Origin of the sequence: Actinotalea sp. (assembly GCF_041597215.1) — a bacterium.
Classification (GTDB): domain Bacteria; phylum Actinomycetota; class Actinomycetes; order Actinomycetales; family Cellulomonadaceae; genus Actinotalea.
The window spans coordinates 1-11031 of record NZ_JBFHHB010000099.1 but is presented as its reverse complement, the minus strand read 5'-3'; the positions used below and the strand labels follow the sequence as shown (position 1 = coordinate 11031).

The following is an 11031-nucleotide window of genomic DNA, read 5'->3' as shown; positions in this document are numbered from 1 at the left end:
GCTGGCCGCGTGGCTGATGAAGAAGGTCGACGCCATCTGGCACGGCAAGATCAAGCCCGGCTTCGAGATGCTCGTCAACATGTACTCGGCCGGCATCCTCGGCATGCTGCTGGCGATCGTCGCCTTCTTCGGCATCGCGCCCTTCGTGTCCAACGTGAGCACCTGGCTCGGCAACGGCGTCCAGGCCCTGGCCGACGCCAACCTGCTGCCGCTCATGAGCATCATCGTCGAGCCGGCGAAGGTCCTGTTCCTCAACAACGCCATCGGCAACGGCACGCTCGTCCCGCTGGGCATCCAGCAGTCCGTCGAGACGGGCCGTTCGCTGCTCTTCCTCGTCGAGGCGAACCCCGGCCCCGGCTTCGGCCTGCTGCTCGCGTTCGCGCTGTTCGGCGTGGGCACCGCTCGGGCCTCTGCCCCCGGCGCCATCATCATCCAGTTCCTCGGTGGCATCCACGAGGTCTACTTCCCGTTCGTGCTGATGAAGCCCGTCCTGATCGTCGCGATGATCGCCGGTGGTATGACCGGTGTCGCCACGAACGCCATCTTCGAGAGCGGTCTGCGTGCCCCTGCGGCTCCCGGAAGCATCATCGCCGTCCTGGCCCAGACGCCTCGCGGCAGCTACCTCGGCGTGATCCTCTCCGTGGTCCTCTCGGCAACGGTGACCTTCCTCATCGCCGGAGTGATCCTGCGGGCCTCGCGCAAGAAGGACCTGGCCGCCGGTGACGCCGGTGACCTCTCGGCCGCGATCGCCCAGACCGAGGCCCACAAGGGCAAGAGCAGCGACGCGCTGTCCGCCCTCGGCGGCAAGGCCGTCCACGCGGCCGACGGCAGCACGATCGTCCGCACCCGCCCGATGGAGCTCATCGTCTTCGCCTGCGACGCGGGGATGGGGTCCAGCGTGATGGGCGCCAGCGTCCTGCGGGACAAGCTCAAGAAGGCCGGTGTCACCGGGGTGACCGTCGTCAACAAGGCGGTCGCGAACCTCGAGCCCGGCGCCGACCTGGTGATCAGCCAGCGTGAGCTGACCCCGCGCGCCCGGCACCAGTCGCCCGAGTCGGAGCACGTCTCGGTGGACAACTTCATGAACAGCCCCGTCTACGACGACGTCGTGGCCGAGGCCAAGGCGAGCCAGGACCTCGGGAAGGAGACCCCGTGAGCGAGATCCTCACCCGCGACCTCATCGTCGCCTCGGGTGCGGCCCGCACGAGGGACGAGGCGATCCGTGAGGCCGGCGCGCTGCTGGTCTCCTCGGGCGCCGTGACCCCCGAGTACGTCGACGCGATGCTCCAGCGTGAGGAGACCGTCTCGACGTACATGGGCAGCTCGCTGGCCATCCCGCACGGGACGAACGAGGCCAAGGACTCGATCCAGCACTCGGCCGTCTCGCTCGTCCGCTACGAGAACCCGATCGACTGGGGCAGGGGCGAGGTGCAGATCGTCGTCGGCATCGCCGGCGTGAACGACGAGCACCTGGGCATCCTGTCCAAGATCGCGATCATCTTCTCCGACCCGGACGAGGCGCAGAAGATGGTGGATGCCAGCACCGTCGACGAGCTCTACGGGCTCCTGCAGACGGTCAACGAGTAGGACTCGCCCAGCCAGTGCACCGACGGCCCCGGCCCCTCCACCCGGAGGAGCCGGGGCCGTCGGCGTGCGGTCGCGAACGGCGCCGACGGGCCGGGCGCAGCGGTCAGTGGACCCGGCGACCGGCCAGCCAGGTCCCGCGGACGACGGCGTCGTTCACCCGCTCGATCGGCAGCAGGGTCAGGTCACGGTCGTACCAGACCAGGTCGGCGACCTTGCCCAGCGTGATGGAGCCACGGAAGCCGTCGGTGAAGCCCTGGCGCGCACCGCCCGCCGTGGCCGCGGTCAGCCCGTCCGCGAGAGGGAGCCGCTCGGAGGGCACCCAGCCGCCCTCCGGAAGCCCCTCCGCCGTCTGCCGCGTCGCCGCGACGACGAGGGCTTCCAGGGGGTCGTTGGTCGACACCGGCCAGTCGCTGGCGATCGAGATCGGCGTGCCGAGGTCGTGCAGGGTCTTGACCGGGTACTGCCGGTCGGTGCGCTCGGGCCCCAGCCGCGGTGCGGTGAGTGCCACCTGGAGGGGGTCCGGCTGGGCCCAGTAGGTCTGCAGTGCCGCCGTGACGCCGAGCAGGGCGAATCGCGGCAGGTCGGCCGGGTCGGCGAGCTGGACGTGGGTGATCACCGGTCGGCGGTCCCATGCGGGGTTGGCCACGATGGCGGCTTCGATCGCGTCGAGCGCGTGGCGGACGGCCGCGTCACCGATCGCATGGATGTGGGTCTGGAAGCCCAGGGCGTCGTAGTGCACGACGGCGCTGGTCAGCTCCGCGGGTTCCCAGACGGCCATCCCGTGGTCGTGGCTGTCGACGTAGGGGTCGAGCATCGCCCCGGTCCCTGACTCGATGACCCCGTCCGCGAAGTACTTGAGGGCGTGCGCCGCGAGCATCTCCGGCGCTCCGGCGGCCTCGACGTCCGCGCGCTGGGCGACGTAGGAGTCCGAGGCGGAGCGCCAGTCCTCCGGCCGCACGAGAGAGGCGAGGTCGCAGCGGACCGTGAGCTCGTCACGCCGGAGCAGCTCGAGGTAGGCCTGGTGCCAGCCGAGCTCGACCCAGGCGTCCTGCATCCAGGTCACCCCGAACGACGAGAAGGACGTGCAGGCGGCGCGGAGCGCGACGACCCGCTGCTCGAGGGTCCACTCGGGCGCGACGTCCAGGACGAGGTCGACGGCCTGCCACTCGCGCAGCACCCCTGTCGGGCGGCCGTCCTCGTACCGGTCGAGCTCGCCCAGCTCCGGGTCGGGCGTGCCCTCGTCGATCCCGGCTGCTGCCAGGGCCGCGGAGTTGCACCACAGCGTGTGGTAGTCGTGGGCGTGCAGGGCGACGGGCCGGTCCGGGACGACGGCATCGAGCCACGCGGCCTCGAACCGACCACCCGGGACCAGTGCGGGGTCGTACGACCCGCCGCGGATCCACTCCAGCTCGGGGTGCTCCGCTGCAAACCTCCCCACCTCCGCCACGATCGCCTCGACGGAGTCGAGGGCGCTGATCAGCGGACCGGCGAGCTCGAGACCGCCCTGCGGAGGGTGGCAGTGCCCGTCGGAGTACGCGGGCAGGAGCAGGCCGCCCTCGAGGTCGACGACCTCGTCGGCCGTCGGCGCGAGTGCCGCCGCCGCGTCGCCGAGGGCGATGAGCACTCCGTCACGGACCGCGACGGAGTGGGTGCGGGCCTCGGCGCCGAGCCAGACGGTTCCTCCGGTCAGGACGAGGTCGCCCCGGTGCTGCGTCATTCCTGCTCCTTGTGCTCGGGGGAGGGCCGGCGGTGCCGGCCCTCCCCGTTCCTTCTCCGGCTGTGGCTGTCAGCCCTTGAAGGACTCCCAGATCTGCGTGTAGTTGGTCAGCTCCTCGTTGGTGCACGGCTCGACCGGCTGCGCGCCCTCGTAGCCCTCGGGGAGGTTCATCTCGGGAGCGGTGGCCATCTCCTCGTCGAGGAACTCCTCCACGCCCGTGATGCCCGACCCGTAGCGCTGGAAGTTCGCGGCGAAGGCCGAGTTCTCGGGCTCCATCATCCAGTTGAGGAAGGTGAGGGCCTGGTCGACGTTCGTGGCACCGACCGGCACCGCGAAGTTGTCCTGCCAGAGGCTCAGCCCCTCGGTGGGGTAGACGTAGACCAGCGTGTCCAGGTCGGCCCGCGCCCGCATCCCGGCGCCGTTCCAGATCATGGCGATCGACTCCTCGCCGCCGGCCAGGCGGTCGAGGATGCCCTCGCTGCTGATCGTGGACACCTGCGACTTGAACTCGCCGAGGAGGTCCTGGGCGGCCTGGAGCTCGTCGGGGTCGGTCGTGCACGTCGTGCCGCCGGTCGCCCGCAGCGCCGAGTTGATGACCTCGCTCTGGTCGTTCATCGTGCCGACAGGACCGAGGGATGCCGGGGCGTTGAAGTAGTCGGCCCAGCTGGTGAGCTCGGTGTCCGTCTTGGCGCTGTCGTACATGTAGCCCGTGGTGCCGTACAGGTAGGGCACCGTGTACATGCGGCCCTCGTCGAAGTACGGGTCGACGAAGCTCTCCTTGATGTTCGCCCCGTTGGGCAGGCTCGTGGCGTCGATCTCGAGGAGCAGGTCGGAGTCCCGCAGGATCTGGACCATGTAGTCGCCGGGCACGACGACGTCGTACCCGGTGCCGTTGCTCGCCCGGAGCTTGGCCTCGAGCGTCTCGTTGGAGTCGTAGTAGTCCACCGTCAGGTCGATGCCGGTCTCCTCCTCGAACGCCGCAGCGAGCTCCTCGGGGAAGTAGTCGGACCAGGTGTAGAGCGTCATCTCGCCGCTGGTCGCGGGAGTGAAGTCGGCGGCTGCCGACGCGGCGCCGGTACCCGCGTCGGTGTCGGACACGCCGCCGCCACAGGCGGACAGTGCGAAGGTACCGACGGCGACGGCTGCGACGCCGGTGAGGGTGCGACGTCGGCGGAGGGGGAGAGACATGGTCAGACTCGCTTCCGTTGTTGGAGGTAGGTGAGCGTGGTGACGGTGGCCGCGAGGACCAGGAGCAGCACGGCGACGACGTTGATGGCAGGGGATGCGCCGCGACGGATGAGGCCGAACAGGTAGACGGGCAGGGTGGTGGAACCAGCAGCGGACAAGAAGCTGGAGATCAGGTAGTCGTCCATCGAGATGACGAAGGACAGCAGGGCCCCCGAGACGATCCCCGGCACCAGGAGCGGAAGGGTGACCCGGCGGAGCATCGGCCACGTCGTGGCGCCCAGGTCCGCCGAGGCCTCGAAGACGGAGTCGCCGAGGGTGGTCATCCGGGCCCGGATCGGCATCAGCGCGAACGGGATGCAGAAGGCCGTATGGGCCAGGACGAGGGCGGTCATCCCCGGGGTGAGACCGATCAGGCGGATGAAGCCGAGCGTCGCGACGGCCAGGACGATCTCCGGGACGACCAGAGGTGCGCTCAGCAGCGCCATCGCCAGGCCCGAGGTGCGGCGCAGGCTGTCGGCGGCGAGCACGAAGGCGATCGCCGCGAGGGTGGCCAGCACGGTGGCGATCGTCGCGAGTTTGACCGAGGTGATCGCCGTCGAGACGAGGTCGTCGTTGCTCAGCACGTAGCCGAACCACCGGGTGCTGAAGCCCTCCCACACGAGCGCCTTGTCGCCGGCGTTGAAGGCGTACACGGTCGTGACCAGGATCGGCACGTAGAGGAACACCAGGGCGCCCACGGCGGCCGTGGCCGCGCCAGGGATGGAGCGCACGTTCATCGAGCGAGGGGTCCTGCTCACAGGGTCACCTCCAGTCGGGTGCCGGTCCGGCGGCTCCACGCCATCAGCCCCCACAGCGCTCCGCCGAGGAGGAGCAGGATGATGACCGAGAGCGCTGCACCGAAGGGCCAGTTGCGCGAGTCCCCGAACTGCGAGGCGATGAGGCTGCCGACCAGCAGCACCTTTCCGCCGCCGAGCAGGACCGGCTGGACGTAGGCGCCGAACGCCGGCATGAAGACGAGCAGGATCCCCGAGACGATGCCGGGCCGGGCCATCGGGAGGATCACCCGCCTCAAGGTGCGCAGGTGGTGCGCGCCGAGGTCGGCAGCCGCCTCGGCGAGGCGGAAGTCGAAGCCGGACAGCGAGGAGTACAGGGGCAGCACCATGAACGGCAGGAAGGTGTAGATCAGGCCGAGCTGGGAGGCCGTCGCCCCGTAGAGGAACTTCTGCTGGGGGAGGCCGACGGCGCCGAGCACGTCGTTGATCAGCCCGCCGTCGTTGAGGACGAGCAGCCAGGCGTAGGTGCGCACCAGCAGGTTGGTCCAGAAGGGGATCGTGACCAGCAGGAGCAGCATCCGCTGCACCCGAGGCGGGCGGGTGGCCATCCACAGCGCGAGGGGGAACGCCAGCAGGAGGCAGACGACCGTCGTGATCCCGGCCTGGACGAGCGAGGTACGGACCACCGTCAGGTAGCCGGGGTCGAAGTGCAGGACGCCGTGGAAGTCGCGGGTGAAGAGGAACTCGCGGTAGGCGTCGAGCGAGAACTGGTAGACGATCCCGCCGCCGCTCGCGGGTCGGGTCATGAACGAGAAGGCCACGACGACGATCAACGGGCCGACCGTGAGCAGGAGGCCGATGAGGATCGCCGGGAGCGTGCCGACGGCGGGGATCCGACCGGGGGCCCTGCGGGTGCGGGGCGCGGTCGCCGTGCTCACCGTGACCCCGCTCGGACCGGAGCGGCGACGGGCTCGGGATCCAAGGGGCGAAGGGAGCGGGGGTCGGCGCCGACCGTCACGGTGGCGCCCGGGCGCAGGTCGAGGGCGTCGTACGGCGGTGCGACCCGGACCCGCAGCTCGACGTCTCCGAGGCTGACGGTGCAGCGCACGTCGGTGCCCATGTAGACCATCGAGGTGAGGGTGCCGGTCCCGAGCGGCGGCGCCGTGCCGTCCAGCACGAGCCGCTCGGGGCGGACGGCGATGGTGACCGTCCCGTCGGGAGTGGGCACGTCTCGGGGGAGCGCCACCGCCGGCCCGTCCGCCACCCGCACCGTCAGCCGGCCGTCCTCACGCAGCGCAGGGAGCGTGAGGATCGAGGTCTCGCCGATGAAGTCCGCGACGAACCGGGTCTCCGGGGTCTCGTAGATCTCCTGCGGGGTGCCGACCTGCGCCACGCGGCCGTGCTCGAGCACGGCGATGCGGTCGCCGAGGGCGAGGGCCTCCTCCTGGTCGTGCGTGACGAACACGAAGGTCAGCCCGGTGCGCTGCTGGAGGTCCTTCAGCTCTGCCTGCATCTGGCGTCGGAGCTTGAGGTCCAGCGCCGCGAGGGGCTCGTCGAGCAGCAGGACACGGGGGTCCTTGGCCAGGGCCCTGGCGAGGGTGACGCGCTGCTGCTGCCCACCGGAGAGCTGGGAGGGCTTGCGCGAACCCATGGCCTCCAGCTGGACCAGCGCGAGCATCTCCGCGACCCGCGCGTCGACGGCTGCGCGCGACAGGCCGTCCATCTGCGGGCCGAAGGCGACGTTCTGGGCGACGGTCAGGTGCGGGAAGAGGGCGTAGGACTGGAACACGGTGTTGACCGGGCGCCGGTGGGCCGGGATCTGGTCGATGCGATCGGTCCCCAGGTAGATCTCTCCGGAGTCGAAGACCTCGAGCCCGGCGATCGAGCGCAGCAGGGTCGTCTTCCCGCAGCCGGACGGACCGAGCAGGACGAAGAACTCCCCCTCCCGGATGTCGAGGGAGACGTCGTCCAGGGCGTGGACGAGGCCGCCCTCAGGGGTCTCGAAGGCCTTGGTCGCGCGGGCGATCGACAGCCCGTTCTCGCGGGCCGTCGTGGTCGCAGAACGTTGGTTCTCGATCCTGAGGGGCTCGGGTGACATGGAGGCTCCCTAGATCAGAGTGACGGATTTCATCGTCCCGATGACGATGTGCCGTCAATCTAGGTGCCGTTCTGGCGCAGAACCGCGGAATCCGCACCAGGCAACGCGGATTTAACTCGATCGTCCCCGCGACGACTCACGCGACCGGCGCCGAGGCCGGTGCGAGGTCCGGTGCCAGGTGCCCGTGCCAGGTGCCGGTGGGCGCTAGAAGGTCTCCGTGACCTCGAACGCCACGGCTGGGGAGCCGAACATGCTCGCGAGGCTCACGGCGACGGCCCGGTCGACGTCGCCGAGGGGGACGCCGACGGTGGTGACGACGAGGCTGTCGACGGGGACCCCGATCTGGTCCCGGGGGAAGGTGGTCGTGGCCAGGTCGGCCCAGCCGGCGTCCTGGAAGGGGCGCGGGCAGCCCGCGACCTGGACGGCCCCGAGGTCGAGGCCGTCGGCGTCGAGCACGCGGGTGAACGACACGGCGATCGCACCTTCGTCGAAGACCTCCTCGAGATCGGTCAGCGTCACGTTCGCCAGCACGCCGTAGCAGCGGATCTCGCCCGCGACCCCGCCGTCGGTCGTCCCGAGGTCGGCGAGCCCCAGGTACTCGATCTCGAACTCGCCGTTGAACAGGGTGCTGAAGGTGCCGCCGACCGGGGTCACCTCGTCGGACACGACGCCGATCTCGGTCTCGGTCTCCTGCTCGGTCGACGACTGCGTGGTCCCGTCGCTCGACGACTCGGTGTCCGAGGGGTCCGGGACGACGGCGGCGTCCTCCGCCGCGCCGGAGCATCCGGTGAGGGCGACCGCGAGGGCCAGCACGAGGGCACGGGGGACGGTGCGGACGTTCATGGTTCTCCTTGCACGGGGAGCCGGGTCGCGCTGCCCGGCATCCACCGGGGCTCCGAGCATGTCGGCGTCCCGCCGCGGGGGGAAGGGGAGGTGTCCAGCTCGTGGACACCCTGGGCGACCACCTCGTGGCCGGAGCGACACCCAGGACCCCGGACGTCCCAATCCGAGGTGCGCGCGCTGCACGAGGATGGCCCGATGGCGAACACGGACGCGCAGCCCTGGGTGACGAACTACCAGCCGGGGGTGCCGGCCGAGATCGAGCTGCCGACCGAGTCCCTCGTGGCGATGCTCGAGCAGTCCGTGGCCGAGGCCGGGAGCCACCCGGCGATGGAGTTCTTCGGCCGCCGGACGAGCTACACCGAGCTCGGTGACCAGATCGACCGCGCTGCGGAGGGCCTGCGCCTGCTCGGCGTGCGGGCCGGCGACCGCGTGGCGCTTCTGCTGCCCAACTGCCCCCAGCACGTCGTCGCCTTCTACGCCGTGCTCCGCCTGGGTGCCGTCGTGGTGGAGCACAACCCGCTGTACACCTCACGGGAGCTGCGCCACCTCTTCGAGGACCACCAGGCCCGCGTGGTGATCGCCTGGGACAAGGCCGTACCCGCGCTGCGCTCCTTCCCTGCCGATGTCGCGATCGACCACATCGTCTCGGTCGACCTGCTCCGGGCCTTCCCGCCGCTCAAGCGGATCGCCCTGCACCTGCCGGTCCCGAGCCTGCGCCGGACGCGTGAGTCGTTGACGGCCCCGGCCCCGGGCACGATCCCGTGGCCGAGGCTGCTCACCCACGGTGCGCTCGACCCTGCGCACCCCCGGCCGAACGTGCACGACCTGGCCGCCATCCAGTACACCTCCGGGACCACCGGTCGGCCCAAGGGCGCCATGCTCAGCCACTTCAACCTGCTGTCCAACGCCCTGCAGGGCGAGGCGTGGATGCACGGGGCGGAGTACCGCAAGGAGATCTTCTACGCGATCCTGCCGATGTTCCACGCCTTCGGCATGACGCTCTACCTGACCTACGGGATCCGGAAGCAGGCACTGCTCGTGCTCTTCCCGAAGTTCGACCCGGACCTGATCCTCGACGCGATGAAGAAGTCGCCGGCGACGGTCTACTGCGCGGTGCCGCCCATCTACGAGCGCACCGCCATGGCGGCCAAGGAGCGAGGGGTCTCGCTGCGATCCTGCCGGTTCTGCATCTCCGGAGCGATGAACCTGCCCGATCACGTGGTCGAGCTGTGGGAGTCGATGTCCGGCGGGCTGCTCGTCGAGGGCTACGGCATGACCGAGTCGTCACCGGTGGCTCTGGGGAACCCCTTCCACCCGAGCCGCCGCACCGGAACGATCGGCGTGCCGTTCCCCTCGACCCAGATGCGCGTGGTCGACCCCGACGACCCGGGCACCCCGGTACCCCCGGGGCAGCCGGGTGAGCTGTTGCTCAAGGGGCCGCAGGTCTTCCAGGGGTACTGGAACAACCCGGAGGAGACCGCCGCGACCCTGCTGGCCGACGGGTGGCTGCGCACCGGCGACATCGTGACCGTGGACGAGGACGGGTTCACCACGATCGTGGACCGCGTCAAGGAGCTCATCATCACGGGAGGGTTCAACGTCGCGCCGTCCGAGGTGGAGGCCGTCCTGCGGCTCCACCCGTCCGTCACCGGGGCAGCTGTCGTGGGACGGCGCCTCGAGCAGGGCGGGGAGATGGTGGTCGCGGCCGTCGAGCTCGACCCGACGGCGCCGTTCGACGAGAAGGCGCTGCGCGAGCACTGCCGCGGACTGCTCGCGGCCTACAAGGTCCCGCGTCGGATCGTGCCGATCCACGACATGCCCCGCTCGATGCTCGGCAAGGTCCTGCGCGCGCAGGTACGGGAGCAGGTCCTGCCGCTGCTGTGAGCTGCGGCCCCTGGCCCTGGTGCGGGCGCGGCTGCGCACCGCTCGTCGGCGTCAGTCGGCGAGGGTCGCGAGCAGCTCGCCGATCCGGTGCTCCGCCTCGAGCGGATGCCTCAGGCGCAGGTCACGGTTGATGGCGTACCGGTTGCGGCGACCGTGCCGGGTCCTCGTGACGTAGCCGGCCTCCACGAGGTCGTTGACGATCCCCTGGGCGGCGCGCACCCCGATGCCGACGCGCTCGGCGATATCGCTGATCCGCGCGTCGGAGTCGGAGGCCACGCAGATCAGGACATGGCCGTGATTCGTGAGGAACGTCCACGCGGGGACATCGGACGTGGTCACTCTCCAGGCACCTCCCAGCGGTCGTCGGCGTCGACGACCATCAAAGCATGGCCCGCGAACCATGGCTCGGGTACCAGGTCATGGTGGCGGGCAGGGTCCGTCGTATGCCAACATGTGCAGCGCAAACCATGTATTCCGCTGCCTCTATGGGGCCCTCGCAGATCGGACCCGGCATGTCGAGCCTGGACCTGGCCCTCGCCAACCTCACCCACCCGGCGATCCTCGCCTTCGTCCTCGGCGTCGTCGCCGTGCTGGTGAGGAGCGATCTGCACATCCCCGCGGGTGCGGCGAAGCTCCTCTCCTCCTACCTGCTGCTGGCCATCGGCCTCAAGGGCGGGGCCGCACTGGCGGCAGCCTCCCCTGGCGAGCTGGTCCGTCCGGTGGTCGCCACGCTGGTCCTCGGCGCCCTCATCCCGGTCATCGCCTACCTCGTCCTCAAGCGCTGGGGCAGGTTCTCCGTCGTCGACGCCGCCGGGATCGCCGCGCACTACGGGTCGGTGTCCGCCGTCACCTTCGCCGCAGCGCTCGCGTTCGCGACGACGGTCGGGGTCGCTGCGCCGGAGGCCTTCCTGCCGGCACTCGTGGCCGTGCTCGAGATCCCG

Annotated in this window: 11 protein-coding genes; 4 read left to right on the top strand and 7 right to left on the bottom strand. The window is 70.4% G+C overall.

The window, feature by feature from the left end; all coding sequences use genetic code 11:
* Together ABWK99_RS08725 and ABWK99_RS08720 are read left to right on the top strand one after the other, a co-directional pair.
* Nucleotides 1-1156 (top strand): PTS transporter subunit EIIC (locus ABWK99_RS08725; RefSeq protein ID WP_372594311.1); only part of this gene is annotated, 1156 nt, incomplete at its 5' end.
* Nucleotides 1153-1587 (top strand): PTS sugar transporter subunit IIA, encoded by a 435-nt coding sequence (locus ABWK99_RS08720; protein WP_372594310.1) that lies wholly within the window; start codon nucleotides 1153-1155, stop codon nucleotides 1585-1587. The genes ABWK99_RS08725 and ABWK99_RS08720, both read left to right, overlap by 4 nt.
* Nucleotides 1588-1690: 103 nt before the next feature.
* Here ABWK99_RS08720 and ABWK99_RS08715 read toward each other — a convergent pair whose 3' ends face one another.
* From ABWK99_RS08715 to ABWK99_RS08690, 6 genes are all read right to left on the bottom strand, one after another.
* Complete coding sequence (locus ABWK99_RS08715) at nucleotides 1691-3304, bottom strand: amidohydrolase (RefSeq protein ID WP_372594309.1); 1614 nt, start codon at nucleotides 3302-3304, stop codon at nucleotides 1691-1693.
* Between the two features lie 69 nt (nucleotides 3305-3373).
* Nucleotides 3374-4492 carry an extracellular solute-binding protein gene (locus ABWK99_RS08710; protein WP_372594308.1) on the bottom strand — a complete coding sequence of 373 codons (1119 nt, stop codon included), beginning with the start codon at nucleotides 4490-4492 and terminating at the stop codon, nucleotides 3374-3376.
* 2 nt (nucleotides 4493-4494) lie between these two features.
* Nucleotides 4495-5289, bottom strand: coding sequence for an ABC transporter permease (locus ABWK99_RS08705; protein WP_372594307.1), 795 nt, complete (start codon nucleotides 5287-5289; stop codon nucleotides 4495-4497).
* A complete protein-coding gene (locus ABWK99_RS08700; protein ID WP_372594306.1) occupies nucleotides 5286-6203 on the bottom strand; it encodes an ABC transporter permease in 918 nt (305 codons plus the stop codon). The genes ABWK99_RS08705 and ABWK99_RS08700 overlap by 4 nt, the downstream gene beginning before the upstream one ends.
* Nucleotides 6200-7363 carry an ABC transporter ATP-binding protein gene (locus ABWK99_RS08695; RefSeq protein ID WP_372594305.1) on the bottom strand — a complete coding sequence of 388 codons (1164 nt, stop codon included), beginning with the start codon at nucleotides 7361-7363 and terminating at the stop codon, nucleotides 6200-6202. The genes ABWK99_RS08700 and ABWK99_RS08695 overlap by 4 nt, the downstream gene beginning before the upstream one ends.
* A gap of 204 nt (nucleotides 7364-7567) precedes the next feature.
* On the bottom strand, nucleotides 7568-8206 hold the full coding sequence (locus ABWK99_RS08690) for a hypothetical protein (RefSeq protein WP_372594304.1): 639 nt from the start codon (nucleotides 8204-8206) through the stop codon (nucleotides 7568-7570).
* A gap of 195 nt (nucleotides 8207-8401) precedes the next feature.
* Between ABWK99_RS08690 and ABWK99_RS08685 the strand changes: the two genes are divergently transcribed.
* Nucleotides 8402-10090: a long-chain-fatty-acid--CoA ligase gene (locus tag ABWK99_RS08685; RefSeq protein WP_372594303.1), complete on the top strand. Its 1689-nt coding sequence runs from the start codon at nucleotides 8402-8404 to the stop codon at nucleotides 10088-10090.
* A gap of 51 nt (nucleotides 10091-10141) precedes the next feature.
* Here the strand turns inward: ABWK99_RS08685 and ABWK99_RS08680 are convergent, their stop codons facing one another.
* Nucleotides 10142-10429, bottom strand: a complete 288-nt coding sequence (locus tag ABWK99_RS08680) for a winged helix-turn-helix domain-containing protein (RefSeq protein ID WP_372594302.1) — start codon at nucleotides 10427-10429, stop codon at nucleotides 10142-10144.
* A gap of 146 nt (nucleotides 10430-10575) precedes the next feature.
* On the opposite strand from ABWK99_RS08680, the gene ABWK99_RS08675 reads away from it, so the two are divergent.
* Nucleotides 10576-11031 (top strand): sodium-dependent bicarbonate transport family permease (locus tag ABWK99_RS08675; protein ID WP_372594301.1); only part of this gene is annotated, 456 nt, incomplete at its 3' end.

Coding starts and splice junctions, on each gene's coding strand:
- ABWK99_RS08715 (WP_372594309.1), bottom strand. CDS start 3,304: ATGACGCAGCACCGGGGCGACCTCGTCCTGACCGGAGGAACCGTCTGG.
- ABWK99_RS08710 (WP_372594308.1), bottom strand. CDS start 4,492: ATGTCTCTCCCCCTCCGCCGACGTCGCACCCTCACCGGCGTCGCAGCC.
- ABWK99_RS08695 (WP_372594305.1), bottom strand. CDS start 7,363: ATGTCACCCGAGCCCCTCAGGATCGAGAACCAACGTTCTGCGACCACG.
- ABWK99_RS08690 (WP_372594304.1), bottom strand. CDS start 8,206: ATGAACGTCCGCACCGTCCCCCGTGCCCTCGTGCTGGCCCTCGCGGTC.
- ABWK99_RS08685 (WP_372594303.1), top strand. CDS start 8,402: ATGGCGAACACGGACGCGCAGCCCTGGGTGACGAACTACCAGCCGGGG.